This window comes from Candidatus Binatia bacterium (assembly GCA_035631035.1).
Classification (GTDB): domain Bacteria; phylum Eisenbacteria; class RBG-16-71-46; order SZUA-252; family SZUA-252; genus DASQJL01.
Genome location: DASQJL010000096.1, coordinates 39,416 through 58,858, shown reverse-complemented (window position 1 = coordinate 58,858; position 19,443 = coordinate 39,416). Strand labels below are relative to the sequence as shown.

General features: G+C 68.8%; 18 protein-coding genes. 8 read left to right on the top strand and 10 right to left on the bottom strand.

Translation table 11 applies throughout. The annotated features are described in order from the left end of the window. From VE326_10300 to VE326_10290, 3 genes are all read right to left on the bottom strand, one after another. Positions 1-2,766, bottom strand: coding sequence for an insulinase family protein (locus tag VE326_10300; GenBank protein HYJ33598.1), 2,766 nt, complete (start codon positions 2,764-2,766; stop codon positions 1-3). A 140-nt stretch (positions 2,767-2,906) separates the two neighbouring features. Continuing rightward, positions 2,907-3,119, bottom strand: a complete 213-nt coding sequence (locus tag VE326_10295) for a cold shock domain-containing protein (GenBank protein ID HYJ33597.1) — start codon at positions 3,117-3,119, stop codon at positions 2,907-2,909. Between the two features lie 70 nt (positions 3,120-3,189). After that, positions 3,190-3,516, bottom strand: a complete 327-nt coding sequence (locus VE326_10290) for a zinc-ribbon domain containing protein (GenBank protein HYJ33596.1) — start codon at positions 3,514-3,516, stop codon at positions 3,190-3,192. A 330-nt stretch (positions 3,517-3,846) separates the two neighbouring features. Between VE326_10290 and VE326_10285 the strand changes: the two genes are divergently transcribed. The 3 genes from VE326_10285 to VE326_10275 all read left to right on the top strand — a co-directional run bounded on the left by VE326_10285 (position 3,847) and on the right by VE326_10275 (position 8,170). After that, complete coding sequence (locus VE326_10285) at positions 3,847-5,427, top strand: bifunctional UDP-sugar hydrolase/5'-nucleotidase (GenBank protein HYJ33595.1); 1,581 nt, start codon at positions 3,847-3,849, stop codon at positions 5,425-5,427. A 377-nt stretch (positions 5,428-5,804) separates the two neighbouring features. Then, positions 5,805-6,008, top strand: coding sequence for a cold-shock protein (locus tag VE326_10280; protein ID HYJ33594.1), 204 nt, complete (start codon positions 5,805-5,807; stop codon positions 6,006-6,008). Between the two features lie 92 nt (positions 6,009-6,100). Further along, a complete protein-coding gene (locus VE326_10275) occupies positions 6,101-8,170 on the top strand; it encodes an APC family permease (GenBank protein HYJ33593.1) in 2,070 nt (689 codons plus the stop codon). A gap of 465 nt (positions 8,171-8,635) precedes the next feature. Here VE326_10275 and VE326_10270 read toward each other — a convergent pair whose 3' ends face one another. Then, positions 8,636-9,172 carry a cupin domain-containing protein gene (locus VE326_10270; protein HYJ33592.1) on the bottom strand — a complete coding sequence of 179 codons (537 nt, stop codon included), beginning with the start codon at positions 9,170-9,172 and terminating at the stop codon, positions 8,636-8,638. Positions 9,173-9,283: 111 nt separating this feature from the next. Here VE326_10270 and VE326_10265 point away from each other — a divergent pair, with 111 nt between their 5' ends. Further along, positions 9,284-9,856 carry a GNAT family N-acetyltransferase gene (locus tag VE326_10265; GenBank protein ID HYJ33591.1) on the top strand — a complete coding sequence of 191 codons (573 nt, stop codon included), beginning with the start codon at positions 9,284-9,286 and terminating at the stop codon, positions 9,854-9,856. A 55-nt stretch (positions 9,857-9,911) separates the two neighbouring features. Here the strand turns inward: VE326_10265 and VE326_10260 are convergent, their stop codons facing one another. From VE326_10260 to dinB, 4 genes are read right to left on the bottom strand one after another with little or no spacing between them, the layout of a single operon-like run. Then, positions 9,912-10,916, bottom strand: a complete 1,005-nt coding sequence (locus tag VE326_10260; GenBank protein ID HYJ33590.1) for a ribonuclease H-like domain-containing protein — start codon at positions 10,914-10,916, stop codon at positions 9,912-9,914. A gap of 33 nt (positions 10,917-10,949) precedes the next feature. Beyond that, positions 10,950-13,457, bottom strand: a complete 2,508-nt coding sequence (locus VE326_10255) for a DEAD/DEAH box helicase (protein ID HYJ33589.1) — start codon at positions 13,455-13,457, stop codon at positions 10,950-10,952. 25 nt (positions 13,458-13,482) lie between these two features. Continuing rightward, the gene (locus VE326_10250) at positions 13,483-14,475 is read right to left on the bottom strand and encodes a DUF72 domain-containing protein (GenBank protein ID HYJ33588.1); all 993 of its coding nucleotides are present in this window, start codon (positions 14,473-14,475) and stop codon (positions 13,483-13,485) included. Further along, entirely contained in the window at positions 14,472-15,743 is a 1,272-nt protein-coding gene (dinB, locus tag VE326_10245) for a DNA polymerase IV (protein HYJ33587.1), read from the bottom strand. Before dinB ends, VE326_10250 begins: the two co-directional genes overlap by 4 nt. 135 nt (positions 15,744-15,878) lie before the next feature. Here dinB and VE326_10240 point away from each other — a divergent pair, with 135 nt between their 5' ends. Genes VE326_10240 through VE326_10230 form a run of 3 tightly spaced genes read left to right on the top strand, consistent with a single transcriptional unit; the run spans position 15,879 to position 17,927 of the window. Continuing rightward, on the top strand, positions 15,879-16,676 hold the full coding sequence (locus tag VE326_10240; protein ID HYJ33586.1) for a class I SAM-dependent methyltransferase: 798 nt from the start codon (positions 15,879-15,881) through the stop codon (positions 16,674-16,676). A gap of 10 nt (positions 16,677-16,686) precedes the next feature. After that, positions 16,687-17,436, top strand: a complete 750-nt coding sequence (locus VE326_10235) for an HAD family hydrolase (protein HYJ33585.1) — start codon at positions 16,687-16,689, stop codon at positions 17,434-17,436. After that, positions 17,433-17,927, top strand: a complete 495-nt coding sequence (locus VE326_10230) for a hypothetical protein (protein ID HYJ33584.1) — start codon at positions 17,433-17,435, stop codon at positions 17,925-17,927. The genes VE326_10235 and VE326_10230 overlap by 4 nt, the downstream gene beginning before the upstream one ends. On the opposite strand, the gene VE326_10225 is transcribed toward VE326_10230, so the two are convergent. Both VE326_10225 and lexA read right to left on the bottom strand, forming a co-directional pair. After that, the gene (locus VE326_10225; GenBank protein ID HYJ33583.1) at positions 17,902-18,198 is read right to left on the bottom strand and encodes a DUF6504 family protein; all 297 of its coding nucleotides are present in this window, start codon (positions 18,196-18,198) and stop codon (positions 17,902-17,904) included. The two genes, VE326_10230 and VE326_10225, sit on opposite strands and share 26 nt — an antisense overlap. After that, the gene (gene lexA / locus VE326_10220) at positions 18,198-18,956 is read right to left on the bottom strand and encodes a transcriptional repressor LexA (protein ID HYJ33582.1); all 759 of its coding nucleotides are present in this window, start codon (positions 18,954-18,956) and stop codon (positions 18,198-18,200) included. Before lexA ends, VE326_10225 begins: the two co-directional genes overlap by 1 nt. 101 nt (positions 18,957-19,057) lie before the next feature. On the opposite strand from lexA, the gene VE326_10215 reads away from it, so the two are divergent. Beyond that, positions 19,058-19,441: a cupin domain-containing protein gene (locus tag VE326_10215; protein HYJ33581.1), complete on the top strand. Its 384-nt coding sequence runs from the start codon at positions 19,058-19,060 to the stop codon at positions 19,439-19,441. Positions 19,442-19,443 lie beyond the last annotated feature (2 nt).

Genomic DNA, 19,443 nt, shown 5'->3' with positions numbered 1-19,443 from the left:
CTACCAGCCGCCGGGCCGCGTCTCCGCGATGGCGTACGGCGCCTTCTCCCAGTCTCCGCGCTGGAAGTAGCGCGTCCCGACCCGCAGGAGATCGCCCGGAGTCACCGCGTCCATCTTGGAGGGGAGCGCCAGCAGGTCGTCGGGCGGAAGCCCGAACAGGTCGGCGCGAGCCCACTGGAAGGCGCGGGACGTATTCGTCGTGAACGTTCCGTAGAAGCTGCCGATGGCGTGCGTCTTCGCGTTCCGGAGGTCCTGATCCAGATCGGGGCCGATCAGCTCCATCCCGGCGACCTTCTTGAACTGCCGGAAGAGCAGCTTGACCATCGCCTCCTCCTCCACCGAGCCGCCGATGGTGAGCGAGGCGATGATCGGAGACTCGTCGATCGCCTGCGCCACGATCGAGTTCGCGCTCTGCGCCGTCGGCTCGGCCATGACGTACTTCTGGAACCAGCCGTACGGTCCCGAGAGCAGCGAGTTCACGACGTAGAAAATGGGCATGTCCGGGCTGTTTGCCGGGGGGCCGTTGAAGGCGAGCTGAATGGTGGTGAGCGAGCCCGCGCCCAGCTCCCACTTCTCGCGGAAGCCGGGGAACGGCAGATCCATGGGCGGCTCGCCCGGGTTGAAGGGTCCCGCGCTCACGTCGCGGAACGCCTCCTCCACCGCGGGACCGACCTCGGAGGGGTTCACGTCGCCGAAGACCGCGACGAACAGGTTCGGCTTCACCACGAACTTCCGGTAATAGGCCGCGATCGCCGACGTCGGAAGCGAGATGAGGTTCACCTTGTTCCCCACGCCGGGAAGCCGGTAGCCGCTCACCTGGTACTTCGTCGCGAAGATGAGCCGCTGCCGCTGGGCCGCGTCGTCTTCCATCCACTTGTCGAGGGCGGTGAGGAGCAGGATCCGCGTGGCATCCACCGTCACCGAGTCCAGGTCCGGGTGGGACATCATCGCGCCGATCCGGTTGAGCGCTTCCTTCCAGTCGGACGAGGGCACCGCGAGCGAGACCCCCCACATGTCCCGATCCTGGTAGGGCGTGAACGATCCCAGGAGGGAGAGCGACTGCCGGTAGGCGAGGCCGTTCCGCTTGGGGTCGTTCGTATTGAAGAGCGTCTCGCGGACGAGCGAGGTGATGCCGTTGTTCTTGTCGTTCTCCCAGCGCACGCCGCCGTTCAGATAGACCGCCACCGTCACGCCGGGGGCGCTTCGGTCCTGGCCGGTCAGGAGCCGGATGCCGCCCGCGAGCCTGGCGCGCTCCACGCGGCCGCGCCCCGCATCGAAGGGATCCCGGGAGATCGAAGCGAGCGGCTGGTCGATGCGCGCGCGGCGCTCCTCATCGGTGCTCGCCGTGGCGAGCGGGCCGCTGCGGTAGGTGCCCTGGTACAGCGAGAGCTTCTCCTGGAACCGTTTCGGGAACTCCTTGGCGATGCCGAGGCTGTCGGCCGTGCGCCGAGACATCATCTCGACGACGGCGCCGTTCTTCCAGTCGAGATACTTGCGCGCGACTCCGGACAGGTCCTCGGGCCGCACCGCGCTCACGCGCTGCGCGTACACCTCGTCGGCGCCGGGACGCCCCTGGTAATAGGCGAGCGCGGTGGCGCGCCCCAGTCCCCAGAGCTCCGAGCGCGACATCAGCTCGCGCGTGAGAATGGAGCGGATGGCGGCCTGGCACTCCTCGGCCGTGACCGGCTGCGCGCGAATCTTCTCGATCTCCTGAACCAGGATCCCCTCCGCATCGGGCATCCGCGCGGGGTCTGCCGAGAGGACCAGGGCCACCGACCCCGGATCGGGTCCGAACGAGCGCTGGGCCGCGGCCGCTCCGAAGTCGTTGCCCCCCTCGCGCAGCCGGCGCTCGAGCCGCGAGCCGGGAGCGTCGACGAGCACGGCGAGCAGGACGTCGAGCGCGGTTGCGTCGGCGGTGCCCCAGAGCGGTGCGCGGAATCCCGCGGCCACGACCGAGCCGTCGGCGTCGGGCGGGTTGGGCACCGAGCGCACGATGGGATCCTTGAGCTCCTTGGGCGGGGCGACGCGCGGGTGCGGGCGCGACTTGCCGGTGGGCACGTCCTTGAAGGCCGCCGCGATCTGATCGGCCACGGGTTCGGCCTCGATGTCGCCGACCACGACCACCGTGATCCTGTCGGCGACGAAGTTCTCCTTGTAGTAGCGCTGGACGATCGGGAGCGTGAGCGCCGCCACCTCCAGCTCGGGCGCATGGAGCGGCGTCCCGGGAGGCGTGTCGCCGTAGAGCGACTCCCGGAGCGTGTTCAGGCTGACGCCGCCGGCCGCGCTCAGGACGCCGCGGGACTCCCGGCGCGCCTTGGCCACCGACTGCTCCAGCGTGTACTGGTTGAAGGAGGGATGGAGGACGGCGTCGCTCAGGATATCGACCGCCCGGCTCAGGTACCGCGCGGGCACCGTCATGTTGTAGATGATGCTGGAGTAGCCCGACTCGCTTCCCAGGGTGCCGCCGAAGGACTCCGCTTCCTTGTGGACTTCGCCGCGCTTCCGGGCGGAGGTCTCCTCGTACGGAAGATACGAGAGCACCGAGGCGGCCCCCCGCTCGCTGCGGGTCTCGTCGCGGCTTCCCGCGTCGATCCAGACCTGGACCGTGGCGAGCGGGCGCGAACGGTTCTCCCGGACGATGACCGTCATCTTGTTGGGAAGGGTGCGGATCAGGTTCGGCGCGGCGACGGCGGGACCGGCGGGTCCCAGGGCGGCGGTCGCGATCAGGACGGCAGCCGTGGTCAGGGCGATGGGAGCAAAGCGCATTCGGTTTCGAATCCTCCGGCGAGATGGTTGGGGGTACCCGAAAACTCTACTCTATCCGCGCCAAAAAACGAACCCCGGCGGGAGCGCGCCGGGGTCCTGGACCATCGTCGTCGTGCGGCGGGGCTTCCCCCGCCGGCCTTCTAGTGCTGCACGCGGACCACGTTGGTGGCCTGCTTGCCTCGGTTCTGATCCTCCGTCGGGTCGAACTCGACGACCTCTCCCTCGTTCAGCGTGCGGAAGCCGTCGGCGACGATCGCGGAATGATGGACGAAGAACTCTTCTCCCGAATCCTCCTGAATGAACCCGTAACCCTTGGACTCGCTGAACCACTTGACTGAGCCGCGGTGTCTCAAGTTCGGGGCCCCTCCTTTCGGCGTGAAAACGATCGGGATGAGGGTATGACGTGGGTGAAAGGTCGTTCGCCTAGACGTTCATGCCTCGCGTGGACCGGACGTTCTGAAAGCAGTCCCTGCAGTATACCGGCTTTCCCGGGGTGGGACGGAATGGAACCTGCGTCATCTGGCCGCAGGACGAGCAGACGGCCTCGTGGAACTCCCGAGGGGCCGCGTTCGACACCGGGGCAGCCGATACCGGACCGCCGGAGGCGCGCTTCTTCTCGTCCCGGCAGCGGCGGCACCGCGTGGGTTCGTGCTGAAAGCCACGATCCTTGTAGAAGTTCTGCTCCCCAACCGTGAAGACGAACTCTTCACCACAGTCGCGACATTTGATTACCTTGTCCACGTCAGCCATGAAGCCTCCGAGACGCACTCACTGCTGGATGAAACAAAAACGCCCCCACCGGGTGAGTACCGTGGGGGCCTCCTGCGGGAACCGTGGGCTTTTGGCGTACGGAAGCATGACGGGAGTTGGGGAGATGACTGCATTGTCACTCGTAGCTGCCGATACTCCGCCGAGCACGGACCGACTGAGCCTTGCCAACTGTAACTATAGGGAGAGGCGCGACTTGTGTCAAGCCATTTGAGGCGTTTGCCCGCAGCCGGAACTCCGTATCGCTGCTTAATTTTCGGGTTTGCGCTGACCGCCGCGGCCCTGATTGCCGCGGCAGCGCCGGGCGCGGCCTTGCCGGAATCCCCCCCGCGCCCCATCGCGGACTCGCTCGTCGTGCTCCATTCGAACGACGTGCACTCCCATCTGCTCCCCTTCCATCGCAGCGAGGCGACGCTGGTCGGCGGAGCGGCCGCGCGCGCGGCGCTGATCGAGCGCGAGCGGATGCGCGACCCGGACCTGCTCCTGCTGGACGCGGGCGACATCGTCCAGGGGACGCCCGCCTATAACCTGTTCCGCGGCGTCCCCGACACCCGCGCGATGTCCGCAATGCGCTACGACGCGGTCGCCCTCGGCAATCACGACCTCGACGACGGCCCCGCGGCGTGGCTCGCCCTGCGCCCGCTCGCCGAGTATCCGGTCCTGAGCGCGAACGTGTTCGCCGCGGCGGACAGCAGCTGGGCGTCGAGCCTGGGAGACGCTCCGCCCCCCGAGGTCCGCCGGGGCGCGCGCTGGATCGGGGGCGCGCCCGTGTCGAGCACGGCGTCGCTCCGGTTCCTGGCCAAGCCCTACCTCATCCGCTCGTGGCGCGGGAAGCGGATCGCGATCCTCGGCCTCACCACGGGGAGCCTCGTCAACATCGTGCGCATCAGCGCCAACCGGGGCGTCGCCGTCTCCGATCCGATCGAGGCCGCGCGATGGTTCGTGCCCCTCCTTCGCGGGCAGGCGGACTACGTGATCGCCCTGACGCACCTCGGCGTGGACGCCGACCAGGAGCTCGCGCGGCGCGTCCCCGGCATCGACCTCATCGTGGGGGGGCACAGCCACACGCGCCTCGACGAGCCGCTCTTCGCCGGGAACGGAACGGCTCCCGGACTCGCGGGCGTGCCGATCGTGCAGACCGGGGCCTGGGGCGATCGTGTCGGACGAAGCGTCCTCTACCTCGCCCAGGGGCGGCCCGCCGGGTTCTCCTACGAGCTCCTGCGGGTGCGGCCCCAGGATGGCGAGGATTCCACAATCGCGGCGCTCCTCCGGCCGGTGGCCGACTCGGTGACCGTGGCGATGGGGGCCACGGTGTACGAATCGAGCGTGCGGGTGCCGACCCCGCAGCGCGACGACGTGGAGACCGCGATCGGGAACTTCGCGGCCGAGGTCCTTCGCGAGACGGCGGGCGCCGAGGTCGGCATCATGAACACGGGCGGGATCCGCGCTCCGATTCCGCGGGGGCCGGTCACCGTGGCGGACGTCTACTCCACGTTCCCCTTCGACAACACGATCGTCGTCGTGCCGATGCGCGGCGACGACCTCCGGCGGCTCCTGGATTTCGCGGCGCGGCGCCTGGGCAAGAGCGACTTCGCCCAGGTGAGCGGCGTGCGGTTCTCGATCAGCGGCGACTACGCGTCGGACATCCGCGTGAACGGCCATCCGCTCGACGACGACCGCATCTACCGGGTCGCCACGATCGACTTCCTCTACGAAGGGGGCGCCGGCTATACCCTCTTCCGGAAGGCGGGTCCCGCAGAACCCACGGGGGTCTTCCAGAACGAGGCCGCGGTTTCCTTCCTGCGCCGCCATCCGCGCTACCAGTTCCGCACCGACGGGCGCATCGCGTGGGAGGGCGCCGCCCGCGGTCTGCGCTCCCTCCAGACGCGTTGAAGACGCATCGCGATACGCGCGCGCCGGTGGGTCCGCTCGAAGTCGAAACTTTCGGTTTGACAGCCCCGGAGGGCGGGTCTACGGTCCGTCGCGTCCGGGCCCTTGGCGCGGCCCGGCAGGACAACGCTTTGAAATCCTGCATCAGTGTTGCCTCGCACTCGTCATCCGGCTTCAGCGCTGGCACGCGGCACGATTCAAAGCACGACCCGGTGCACGAACGCTGAAGCGAAATCCGAAGGACGCACCGAAGACGACTAGGCTGGCCGACGGTCCGGAGCCGTCGCGGGGGGATACGGCTGTGCCCCGCGACGGCTCCTGGCGTATTCGGCGCGGCGCAAGGGGCGCTTCCGCGTCCCTCGGAGGGAGGTGAACGCTCGATGCGCAAGCGGGGAACGGTGAAGTGGTTCAACGAGGCCAAGGGATTCGGATTCATCCAGCAGGCCGGCGGCGAGGACGTCTTCGTCCACTACTCGGCGATCCAGGGTGAGGGCTTCAAGACCCTGTCCGAGGGGCAGGTGGTGGAGTTCGAGATCGTGGAGGGGCCCAAGGGAAAGCAGGCCGCCAACGTGACTCCGGTCTGAGCCGAACGCCCCCTGTAACCTGACGCCCCGACGCGGGTAGCGCCGGGGCGTGTTTTTATGAGCCCGGCGGGTGTAGGATTCGCCGCTTATATATGCCCGAGCAACCCCACCAGGAAGAACCGGACCCGGGACACCAGATCCCCGCGCTGCCGCCTGAGCCTCCGGTCGGCACGATCGTCGAGCCGGCGCCCATCCGTTTCGCCAAGCGCTTCTTCGCGGCCATCATCGGACCCGCGCGCGCGTTCACCGACCCGGCGCTGTTCCACAAGATCTCCCTTGCCGCCTTCCTCGCCTGGGTCGGACTGGGCGCGGACGGCCTCTCGTCGTCGGCGTATGGCCCCGAGGCGGCGTGGCTCGCGCTGGAGGGGAATGTCTTCCTGGCGATCCCCCTGGCGCTGCTCACCGCGTTCACCGTCTTCGTGATCGCGGCCAGCTACCAGCGGATCATCGAGCGCTTCCCCGCCGGCGGCGGCGGCTACGTGGTCGCGACCAAGCTGCTCGGACCGGGGGCCGGGCTCGCCTCCGGAAGCGCGCTCCTCGTGGATTACGTGCTCACCGTGGCGATCTCGCTGGCCAGCTGCAGCGACCAGCTCTTCAGCGTGCTCCCCACCCAGTACCAGTTCGTGAAGCTTCCCTTCACGTTCCTGCTCCTCGGCGCGCTCACGCTCCTGAACCTGCGCGGCGTCCGGGAGTCGGTGTCGCTGATCTCGCCGATCTTCCTCCTCTTCATCGTGACCCACGCCGCGGGTCTGGTGACGGGGATCGTCTCGAGCGCGCACCAGGTGCCGATCGAGTGGAACCACCTCCACGAGCAGTCCTCGGTGGCGGTCCAGCAGATCGGCTGGGTGGGTCTTCTCATGATCCTCTTCCGCGCCTTCACCCTGGGCGGCGGCACGTACACGGGGATCGAGGCGGTCTCGAACGGCGTGCCGATGCTGCGCGATCCCAAGGTCGAGACCGCGAAGATCACGATGCGCTACATGGCGGTCTCGCTCGCGCTCATCGCGGGCGGGATCCTGTTCGGCTACCTGCTCTACCAGGTGCGGCCGGTGCCGGGCCGAACCCTCAATGCGGTTCTCTTCGCCGCGATCTCGGGCCAGGTCTTCCCGCCGGGGAGCAGCCTGGGCCATGCGCTGGTCGCGATCACGCTGATCTCCTCGGGCGCGCTCCTCTTCGTCGCGGCGCAGACCGGCTTCCTGGGCGGGCCGCGCGTCCTGGTCTACATGGCGTTCGACCGGTGGGTACCCTCGCGGTTCTCCAGCCTCTCCGAGCGGCTGGTCACCTCGAACGGCGTGCTCTTCATGGCCATCTCCGCCGCGATCGTGCTGGCCGCGACCCAGGGGGCGGTCCACCTGCTGGTCGTGCTCTACTCGATCAACGTCTTCCTGACCTTCTCGCTCGCGCAGCTCGGCATGTGCCGGGACGCCCTGAATCTCCGGCGCGAGGGGCAGTCGTGGAAGCGCGCCCTCTTCATCAGCTCGCTGGGCTTCGCGGTGACCGGGCTCCTCCTGTGCGGCACCGTTTACTTCAAGTTCACCGAGGGCGGCTGGGCCACGCTGCTCACCACGGCGATTCTGGCCATGGGGTGCGTCCTGATCCGCCGCCACTACGTCCGTACGAACCAGAGCCTGCACCGGCTGGACCAGGCGCTCACGACCGTGCCGCTGCCCGCGAGCGAGCCCACGCAGGCGCCGCTGAAGAAGAACGCGAACACCGCGGTGCTCACCGTGACCTCGTTCGGCGGGCTGGGGATTCACACGCTCCTGAACCTGTTCCGGGTCTTCCCAGGGCAGTTCAAGCAGGTGATCTTCATCTCGGTCGGCGCCATCGATTCCGGCCAGTTCAAGGGCGCCGAGGAGATCGAGGCGCTTCGCGCCAGCACGGAGGCGGAGCTCCGGAAGTACGTCGAGTTCGCGCGGAAGCTGGGCATCCCCGCCGAGCAGCGCCTGGCGCTCGGCACCGACATCGTGGACGAGCTGGAGCAGCTCTGCATCCAGGTCCAGGAGCAGTTCCCGCGCAGCGTCACCTTCGCCGGCCAGCTCGTGTTCCAGAAGGAGGGGAGCATCGTTCGCTGGCTCCACAACCAGACCTGCGTCGCCCTCCAGCGGCGTCTCGCGTTCCACGGACTGGCGATGGTGATCCTGCCGGTGCGCGTGTACTGATCCACCGCGGCCAAAGGCCGCGGAAGCGGGCGTGAGCCGCTGATCCCGGATTTGATCGCGGCGGGGCCCAGGCGTGATGGCTGGTGGAAGGTGGGACCGGACCCTCGCCGCGCGCTGCCCCCGCGCGGACTCCCTCGGCGCAAGGCGGCAGGGCAAACCCATCCCGCGAGCCTCCGTCCCTCGGCAGAGCCTCCCGGTTGCGGCGCGCGATCCCTTGCGACGCGAGCCGCTTCCCCAATCCAAGCCGCGATGCCGCCGTTCCGGCGGGTCGCGCCGTGCCGTACGCGCAAGCAGGGGCGCGTCGTGGCGACGGAGCGAGCGGGACGGAAAGCAATCGACGGGCCAGTGGCGGTACAAGGTAGCGGCAGGGTTTAGCGGGAGAAACGAAGACGGCGGGGTCCCGACGTCGAGTCGAACCTTCGACGACGTCGGCCCCGCCGCTTCGGCGTCAACGGACGGATACGGTTACTTGGCGGCTTCCTTGGCGTTCCGCGGATCCTCGGAAGGATTCAGGTAGGTGATCGAGAACGGCCCCATGCCGTGGATCTGGACCGTGGCGCCCTTCTTGGTCCAGGCGAAGTGGTGCATGCCGGCCGGAAGCGACGTGAAGCCGCCCGAGCTCATGACATCGCCCTTCGCCATGTCCAGGGCGTCGCCCATGCCGATCCCAAACTCGCCGGCGATCACGGTGACGTTCTCATCGGCGGCGTGGAAGTGCGCCGGGATCTTGTAGCCGGCGGGGAACATCGCGCGAATCGTGTAGATCCCCGGCGCCATCGGGTTTCCGGCGAGAACCGTGAACTTGGCGCCCGCGGGGAGACCCGGGGGGCCATCCATCCACTTGAGGTCCTTGGCGGCGTAGACCACGTGCTGGGCCGCGGCCGGCTGGGCCATCTGGGCTGCGTTGTCCGGCTGGGCCGGGGTGGCGGCGTCGTCGGCCAGCGCGGGGGCCGCCGACATGGCGAGAGCGAGGACTCCCAATGCAAGCAGATGGCGTTTCATGGGGGAAGACTCCTTCCGGGTTGTGGGGTGACGCGATCGTACTTCGATGGAACGAGGACCTGCCGTGGTTCCTGGGTTGCCGAGATTCGGTACGCATGAAAGGATAATGTCGTGACCGAGTCGATCCAACTCCAAACCGAGCGCCTCTTCCTGATCGCCTCCACCCCGGCCATCGCCCGGGCGGAGGCGGCCGACCGCGCCGAGCTGGCCCGTCTGCTGGGGGCCGAGATCCACGGGGCCTGGCCCCCCGGGGAGAACGACCAGGAGGGGCGCGACTTCCTCTGCCGCCGGCTGGAGGAGCACCCCGAGGCGGTCGGGTTCCTGGGCTGGTCCTGGCTGGTGCGGCCCCAGGCGGGCGCGCCGGAGCGGCGGCCGCTCCTGATCGGAGGGGGCGGCTTCAAGGGACCGCCCGACCCCCGCGGGACGATCGAGATCGGGTACTCCATCGTGGAGGAGTACTACGGGAGAGGGCTGGCCACGGAGGCGGTGGGGGCCACGCTGGCGTGGGCCTTTAGCGACCCGCGCGTACGCCGCGTCGTCGCCGAGACGCTGCCGGAGGGGCGCCCTTCCCAGCGGGTCCTCGAGAAGAACGGCTTCGTGCGGGCGAACGAGGCCCCGTCCGATCCCGGCTCGCTCCGCTTCGAGCTCACGCGCGAGATGTGGGGCGCGCGAAGCTCCTCCTAGGGACCCCGTCCCGCTCCTCTCCCGCTCCTCGATCACTCGCTCGCGTCGCCGCTCTCTAGTAGATCCCGACATCCGGGTCGAAGATGACCGGCGTCAGCTCCACCATCGCGACCACGTCGAGCAGGTTGTGATGGAACACCGGAAGCAGCCGGTGGGCCTCGCCCCGCTTCACGTAGTCGTGGTAGAGCCCGGGGATCTCCGATCCTCCCACGTCGCCCGCGCGCCTCCGCCGGAGCACCCGCCATTCGATCGTCTTCAGCTTGCAGTCCGGAAGGAGATCCTTCCAGCGCCGGCGCGCCATCCAGAGCAGGTCCAGGTGGGGCATCGCGATCGGCGGATCGAGGCGGTGATGCACGGCGCGGTCGCGAAGAAAGGGCACGTCGAACGCCTTGCCGTTGAAGGTCACGAGGAAGTCGTGCTCCCCGGCCAGGCGCTTGAGCTCCACCAGGAGCGCCCGCTCCTCGGCGTAGTCCCGCGCGAAGAGCTGGCGCAGGATGAGATTCCGCTCCCCCACCATGCAGAGCCCGACCAGGAACACCGGCGCCGCCGAGAGCCCGCACGTTTCGATGTCCAAGTAGAGCACGCGCCGGTATCCGAACCGGCGAAACATCCCCTGCTCCGGAGGGTCGTGAAGGCCCGTCGCCTCCGCCAGATCCCGCGGCCGGCGCCGGCGCGCGCGCGCGCGTTCCGGGAGCGCGGGATAGGGGCAGTCGACGCCGGGGATCTCGACCCAGTGTGGACCCGTTCCATGGCGCTCCGGCGCGCACCCGGGGTAGGCGCAGAGCTCGGCCAGCCGGCGGAGGAGGGGTACGGGACGCTCTCCCAGATCGGTGTAGAGCCGCTCATGCGCGAAGACGGTCCCCTGCGCGGTCTCGATCACGCCGCCGGGAAGGATCTCCTCGATCCCCGTCGCGACGAAGTGGCGACGCGGCTCGGGGGTGAACAGCGGGGGCGCGGCCGCATGGCCATTCGAATCTCCGTTCCCGTGCGGGACCGGAATGTCCAGAGCGCCTTGCCGGAGCAGCCCCCCGATCCTGTCCCGGAGTGTCTTGGAGAGCATCGGGCCTGTCTCCGGCGCGCGGCGCGGCGCGCGTCAGGCCCCGAGAAGGCGCCGGAGCAGCGCCTCCGTGGCGGCCTTGTTCGGGATGGGCCAGCCGCCGTGCAGGTCGTAGTCCTGCTGCTGCGCGGGGCGGAGGACCGGGAGGCCGACGCACGAGGGACACCCGATCTCGCAGGGGCAGTCCTCGATCATGCGGAGCGTCGCGCGCAGGAGGTCGTCCACGATGGCGTAGCCGCGCTCCGCGTAGCCCAGCCCGCCCGGGTAGCGGTCGTAGAGGAAGATCGCCTGCTCGCCGAGGTTCGCGCTGTCGAGGACGCCTCCCAGGTCCGGCCGGTCGCACATGGCGTGAAGCGGAAGCAGCGTGACGAGCAGATTGCGGAGTCCCGACATCCCCTCGGCGGGATTCATCCCCTTCACGCGCACCGCCGCGCGCGCCGACTCGTCGGGGCGGATCCAGAGCGCCACCGTGTCCAGGTTCAGGCGGGGGAGATCGAGCGGGTGATAGCCGATGGCATCGAGACTCCGAAAGCGGATCTTCTTGAAGGCGACGGTGGCCCAGGAGACGTTCGCTGTCCCCAGGCCCACCTCGCACTCGCCGCAGCGCTTCGTTTCGCGGGTCTCGGTCAGCCGCAGCCGCGTGTCCAGCACCGGCTGCGTGTAGTAGTCCACCTCCTGCCGCTCGACGTAGGCGACCTTCTGCTGCAGGTCCAGCTCGCGCACGAACCAGGTGTCTCCCTCGTGCAGATAGATCGCCTCGGGGTAGATCAGCTCCGGCGCGCTGATCGCGTCCACCGTGGCCAGGGTCCTCGCCTCCGCTTCCGGAGCGCCGGGCTTCCGCTCGAGGATGGTGTAGGTGTCGTCGGAGATGGTGCGCAGGTTGACCCGCCCCGCCGGATATTCGGACGAAGACCAGTAACGGAGGCCGTCGAGCGACTTGACGGTGCCTTCCTCTTCCAGCAGGCGCCCGAGCGCCTCGGCCCTCGGCCCGAACCAGACCTCGTCGGCGCGCGAGAGCGGCAGCTCGTGCGCGGCGCAGGCGAGGTGCGACGCGAGCACGTAGGGGTTGGAAGGATCCACGACGGCGCTCTCCGGCGATTGCGCGAAGAAGTACTCGGGGTGGCGCATCAGGTACTGATCGATCGGATCGTCGTAGGCGACGACGATCGCGAGCGACGGCGCCTGCGAGCGGCCCGCGCGCCCCGCCTGCTGCCAGGTGCTCGCGATGGTGTTGGGGAAGCCGACGAGCACGGCCGCGTCCAGCGACCCGACATCGATCCCCAGCTCGAGCGCGTTCGTCGAGATGACGCCGAGGAGGTCCCCGTCGAAGAGGCGGCGCTCGATGGCGCGCCGTTCCTCGGGAAGGTAGCCGCCGCGGTAGGGACTCAGCCGGTCGGCGAGCGGGACCGCCCCGCCCTCGGCCTTCTCGGCGCGGCGGCGCCCCCGCTCCTCCAGCTGCTCGCGCGCGTAGCGGTAGATCAGCTCGGCGGAGACGCGCGACCGCGTGAACGCGATCGAGGCGACCTGCCGCCGGATGAGCGAGACCAGGATGCGCTCGGCTTCGATCGACGTGGAGGTTCGCGCGCCCGCCTGCTCGGGACCGGCATGTCTGGGATTCCAGAACGCGAAGAGCTTGGGTCCGCGGGGCGCGCCATCCTCGTCCACGACACGGACCGGCTCCCCGACCAGCGACTCCGCCAGCTCGCGCGGATTTCGAATGGTGGCGGAGCTCAGAAGAAAGCGGGGATCGGCGCCGTAGTGGCGCGCGATCCGCTTCAGCCGTCGGAGCACGTTGGCGACGTGGGACCCGAACACGCCGCGATAGGTATGCATCTCGTCCACCACGACGTAGCGCAGGTTGGAGAAGATCCGGCTCCATCGGGAGTGGTACGGGAGGATCCCCTGGTGGAGCATGTCGGGGTTCGTGAGGATCGCGTTGGCGCGCTCGCGGAGCTTGCGGCGCGACTCGCCGGGAGTGTCTCCGTCGTAGGTGCCGGTCGCGAGCGCGCGCCCGAGCGCTGGAGACGCCGCGGCGAAGCGCAGGAGGCCGCGCAGCTGGTCCTGGGCGAGGGCCTTGGTCGGAAACAGGTAGAGCGCGGTGGCGCCCGGCTGGAGGAGGAGCCGCTCGAGGATCGGCAGGTGATAGGCGAGCGACTTCCCCGACGCGGTGCCCGTTGCGACGGCGACGTTCGCGCCGGAGCGCGCGAGATCCACCGCCTGGGCCTGGTGGGTGTAGAGGCGTTCGATGCCCGCCTCGCGTAGCACGCCCTGGAGCGCTTGCGGCAGAGGCTCGGCGAGGTCGCCGTACACGGCGGGCCGGGCCGGGAGGCGCTCCAGGTGCACCAGCTCGTTCGGACGGCGGCGGAGCCCGTAGGGACCGTGGACAAATCGACGGTCCCGCGAGGTGAGCGCCTGCAGGAGCGCCTCGTACTCGTCCAGGGTCTCGGGAGCGCCGGAACGCGGCCCGCGCTCGCCGCGCTCGGCGTCGAAGAGTCCCGGCCCGTGGACGAAATCGCTTCCCCCCGCGACACCCCCGCCCGTCATGTCCCCGCTCCGCTCGCGCCCCGGCTCACAGCATCCCCTCCCCCTCGAGCAGCTTCCGCATCAGCTTGGCGCTGGTCGCCGCCTGCCCCACGTGGCAGTTGTTGAAGAAGACGAACGTCTTCTTGGCCTGCTGCGTCATCTCACGGATCTTGTCCATCCACTCGCGCAGCTCCTCTTCGGTGTAGGACCAGTCGTAGCGCGTGCTGGACGTGCGCGGCTCGGAGGCGGGCGGAGCCGGCAAGGGTGGCGCCTCGGCGGGATGGTCGGGAGTGCCGCTGAAGAGCGGGCCCAAGTCCGCACCGGCGCGGACTCGCGTGCGGGCCTTGCCCCTGTCATCGGGCGTTGCGCTCTTCGCGGCATCCCGCTTCACTCCCGGCCCGTCGGGCGCCCCTCGATCGCGCGACTCGGCCCCCCACCACTTCTCCTTGTTCCGGCCATGAAAGCGGACGTACCCGATCGGCCCCGTGCGGCGCGCGATCGGCGGGACCAGGCCCGGAAGGTCCGGCTCGTCCACGCTGACGTAGCCAAGGCCCTCCTTCTGGAGATCCTGAAAGACGGCGTCGTCCACCCAGGACCGGTGGCGGAACTCCACGAAGAGCGGTACCCATCGGCCGAGGAGGTCGGGCAGGGCGTGAAGAAACTCCTCGTTTTCACGCGTGCGCCGGAACGCGTAGGGGAATTGCGCGAGGATCCCCGTGAGCTTCCCCGCCTCGAGCAGCGGCTGGATGGAGCGCTCGAAGTCCCGGTAGAGATCGGGCTCGCGGGAGCGCAGGTGCGTCATGTCGTGGTGCGTCTTCACGACGATCTCGAACCCGGGAGGCGTCTTCTTCGCGATCGCCTCGAACGTGCGCCAGTGCGGAATCCGGTAATAGGTGGAGTTCACCTCGACCGCCTGGAACTCGCCCGCGTAGTAGTCCAGCATGTGCGCCCGATTCGTGCCGGGCGGATAGAAGGGCCCCACCCAGTCCTTGAAGGACCATCCCGAGGTGCCGAGCACGATCTTGGGTCGGTCGCTCATCGTCGCTCGTCGGCGAGGACCCGGACGAGACTCCGACTGGCTCCCTCACGAGAGAGGCGCTGCGTGTCGCCATGATCCAGCGCTCCCGCCCGCACCAGGACCGCGTCCCCGAACTTGTTCCGCAGCGAATCCGCAGCCTCGGTCATTCTTCGCCGGCGCTCGTCGGTGGAGAAGAGATCGTGCTGATGGAATCCCTGCGCCGAGACGAGGTCCGACACCGAGACGCCGACCAGGCGCAGCGGCTTTCCGTCCCAGTTCTCGTCGAGGAGGATGCACGCGGTGCCATAGATGACGTTCTCGTCGTCGGTCACCTCGGCCAGCGCGCGCTGGCGGATGGTGGTCTTGAAGCGCGCATTGCGGAACTTCACCGCGATCACACGGCCCAGGTATCCGTCGACGCGAAGGCGTCGGCCCACCTGATCGCTCAGGCGGAGGAGGTGCGCGCGGATGCGCTCGCGATCCGACACGTCCTCCGGCAGCGTGTACTCGTGCCCCATCGACTTGACCGGCACCCCTTCGAAGTAGGGCACCACCTCGGATTCGTCGTCGCCCCGCGCGGCATCCTGCATGTGATCGCCGCTCAGCCCGAAATGATAGGTCAGGAACTCCCGGGGAAAGCGGGCGAGCTGCCCCGCCGTGCGGATGCCGAGTGTGGCGAGCGAAGCCGCCGTCTTCTCTCCGATCCCCCACAGCTCGTTGACCGGCTTCGATTCGAAGATCTCGCGAAAGCGGCGGATCGAGAGCACCGTGAGCCCGTTCGGCTTCCGGAGGCCGCTCCCCATCTTGGCGACGTACTTGTTGGGGGCGATCCCGATCGAGGCCGTCAGCCCCACGCGCCGATGCACCGCGCGCTGGATCGCCTGGGCGAGCGGGATCGCCGCGTTCAGGCAGGTCTCGTGGTCGCCGTCTTCCGTTCGAGGACGAAGACGCTCCACCGCGGTCAGGTCGAGGAACGCCTCGTCGATGCTGAACGGCTCGACGATGGGGGTGAAGTCTTTCAGCGTGTCGAGGATCTGGAGAGAGATGTGAACGTACTTCCTGGGGTCGCCTTCGATGAAGGCCGCTTCAGGACAGAGGCGCACCGCCTCGGCAATCGGCATGCCGGCGTGGATCCCGTACGGACGCGCCGCGTAGTTGGCCGCCGAGACGACCCCGCGGCTGTCCCTGGACCCTCCCACGACCAGCGGCTTTCCCGCGAGCCGCGGGTTCAGCTTCTCCTCGACCGAGGCGAAAAAGGCATCCATGTCGATGTGCGCCACGATCCGCACGGAAGGTCACTCCCAGGGCTCTGCGTTCCACGATCGAGGACTGGCGAGGCGCCTCAAGCAGGTCACACGACTACGATATTGCACATTTGTGCAGTTGTCAAGATGGCGCCCGCAAGGGGCAAGTAAACTGTCGTGATGACCCCCGAAGACGTCTGGGCCGCGGGCGACCTCTACGAGCCCTTCGTCGGCCGATGGAGCCGTCGCGTGGCCCCCGAATTCCTCGCGTGGCTCGACGTGCCGCCGGGCAGGGCCTGGCTCGACGTCGGGTGCGGCACCGGTGCCTTGACCCAGACCCTTCTCGATCGCTCCAGCCCCCGGTCGGTGCGGAGCATCGACGCCTCCCCCGCGTACGTCGACTACGCCCGTGCGCGCATCGGGGAGCGCACGGTCGCGACGTTCGAGGTGGGCGACGCCCGATCGCTTCCGGTCGAGGACGCCTCGGTGGACGCAGCGGTTTCCGCCCTGCTCCTCAACTTCGTTCCGGAGCCGGCACTCGCCGTGGGCGAGATGTCTCGCGCGCTCCGCCCCGGAGGCGTCGCCGCGGCCTATGTCTGGGACTACTCGGGGCGCATGGAGCTGCTCCGGCATTTCTGGGACGCCGCCATCGCCCTCGATCCCGCGGCCCGCGAGCTGGACGAAGGGACCCGATTCCCGCTCTGCCACCCCGAGGCGCTCGCCGATGTATTTTCCGGAGGGCACCTGAGCGACGTCCGGACGCGTGCGATCGACGTCCCGACCGTGTTTCGCGATTTCGACGACTACTGGTCCCCCTTCCTCGGCGGCCAGGGCCCCGCGCCGGGCTACGCCATGTCGCTGGAAGAGGCGCGCCGGGGCGCGCTGCGGGACCGAATCCGCTCGCGGCTGCCGGTCGAGGCGGACGGCTCGATCCACCTGATCGCGCGCGCGTGGGCCGTGCGCGGGAGCAGGGCTTGAGACGGCGCCCGTGACCGGAGCCCTTCCCAAGGCCGTCCTCCTCGATCTCGACGACACGATCCTCGACGACAGCGGCAACGTCTCCCACTGCTGGTTGGAGGCCTGCCGCGCCCACCGCGACGAGCTGGGCGCGGTCGATCCCTCCGCGCTCCACGCCGTCATCGAGAAAACGCGCGCGTGGTTCTGGTCCGATCCCGAGCGCCATCGGGAGGGGCGCCTGGACCTGGATGCCGCGCGGCGGGAGGTCGTACGCGCTTCGCTCGTGGAGATCGGGCTCGAGTCGCCGGAGCTGGCCGAGAAGATCGCGGAGCACTATCGCGCCCAGCGGCACCTGGGCCTCCAGCCGCTGGAGGATGCGATCGAGACCGTGCGCTGGTTCAAGCAGAGCGGCCGCAGGCTGGCCCTCCTCACGAACGGCGCCGCGGCTGCCCAGAGGAGCAAGGTGGTGCGCTTTCAGCTGGCCGAGCTCTTCGATTTGGTTCTGATCGAGGGGGAGCTGGGTTACGGCAAGCCCGATCCGCGCGTGTACCGGATCGCGCTGGACGAGCTGCAGGCCGCGCCGCACGAGACCTGGATGGCCGGGGACAATCTCGAATGGGACGTCGCCGCCCCGCAGCGCCTCGGGATCTACGCCATCTGGATCGACCGAGGAGGCGCGGGGATCCCATCGGGCAGCGACGTACGCCCCGATCGCATCGTGCGCAGCCTGTCCGAGCTGCGACATGCCCCGGGGCATGTCGACGAGGGCGCGATCCCTTGAAGCACGCGCTCACCCTGACCGAGCAGACCCGCCGGGTCGCGACGCTCCTGGCCGCGCGTCTACGGGCCCTTCATCCGGAGCTGGACCCGAGCGTGGATTCCATGACGGTCCACATGTCGGTCCGTCTGCCGGTGCCGGGCCGCCCCGGACATGAGCTTCGCGCCGACCTCTACGAGGAGGGGGCGACGATCGCCTACGACGACGGCGTCCCTCCCGGTCCCGCCGAGAAGATCCTGGTCTGGGGCGCGGCGTCCGATGGAGCCATCCTCGGCGCCGTCATCGGAGCGCTGGAGGAGATCTTCGCCGGCCGTGTCGTTCTCGTTCGGGAACCGCTGTCGGGGTGGGTCCGCTTCATCCGGCGCCAGGACTGCGACAGCCTGCTCGGGTTCGTTCCGTCCGAGGAGTTCCGCCGCTGGCCCGGGCGCCGGCGTGAGCGCCTGCTCGGCTCGTGGACGTGGAGCGGGGCTACCCCTCCATCCACACCCGCGTGAGCTGCCAGGTCATCTCGCGCGCGTCGTAGCGGATCTCGTAGTAGTCCGCGTTGTCGGCGAGAAGCGCGAAGTAGTGGACCTTGTTCTCCCCCTCGTGCCGGACCCAGTCCCCCGTCACCTTGGCGATGCGCACGGTCTTGTTCTTCCAGCGGAAGCGGATCGGCTTCATCGTTCCGCCGGAGAACATGGTGATGACCTCGATGGGGTCGTGGATGGACTCGATCATGAAGTAGCCGTCTCTCTCGGATGGAAACGATCGCGCATGGAGCATCAGCCGAGCCTCCGAAATACACCCACCACCTTGCCCGCCACCCGCACGTCGGGATCGGCCGGACGCACTTCGATCGGTTCGTAGTCTTCGTTTTCAGGAAATAGCAGGAGCTTGTCGCGCCGCGGAAAGAAGCGCTTCACGGTGGCTTCGTCGCCGATCAGCACGACGGCGATCTCGCCGCTCTTCACGGGAGTGTCGTGCCGGACGATGACCACGTCGCCGTCCAGGATCCCGGCGTTCTTCATGCTGTCGCCGCGCACCCGCAGGGCGAAGTGCTTGCCGCCGGGCCGCACCATCGCCGGGTCGAGGGTCAGGGTGTCCTCGATGTGCTCTTCGGCGAGGAGGGGCGCGCCGGCGGCGACGTGGCCCAGGAGGGGGACTTCAAGGAGATCCCGTTCAAGGCCACCGGGGACGCCAGCCACAGTCCCTCGAGGAACGTTGGCTCGGCGAAACGCGGGCGACATGGAGGGCAAGGTGTCCATATGCGTCGCGCCGCGCCCGCCGGCCAACTGTACTTCGATGCCTCGACTGGTGAATCGATCCCGCCGGATCCTGCCTTCCCGCTCCAGCTTATCGAGGTGGTAGCGGACTCCATTGGTGGAGGCGATCCCGAAGACGGCTCCGATTTCCCGAATCGTGGGCGGGCGGCCCGTATCGCGAAGCGACTCCTCGATGTAGGAGAGGATCGCCTCGGGAGAGGGCGTGCGCGTGGGGGGCCGCTTTCCCCGGGCCCCGCTGGGGTTGGGCTTCTTCTTCATGGCTGAAAAGGAAGATAGTGAACGTTTGTGCAGTTGTCAAGGGGGCGGCTCAGCCGAGGAGTATCCTCAGCCGTTCTTGTCCTTTTCCCGAGGAGTGGAGCATGGCCGACGACCCCAAGAACTACCCTTACGACACGCACATGGACGTGCGCTATGAGCCCTTGGAGCTGATCGACGTTTCCGCGCTCGCCGCCGCCTGCACCCATCCCTGGTACAACCAGACCCTCTGCCAGGTGAACGATTCGGTCGTGCGACTCGGCGTGATCCGAGGGGAATACCACTGGCACAAGCATGACGAGGAGGACGAGTTCTTCTTCGTGGTGGAGGGCCGGCTGCTGATCGACCTGGAGAGCCGCACGGTGGAGCTGTCGCCGCAGCAGGGATTCGTGGTGCCCAGGGGCGTGGTGCACCGGACGCGCGCCCCGGAGCGCACCGTGATCTTGATGGTGGAGCGACGTGGGATCATTCCCACGGGCGACGCGTAGCG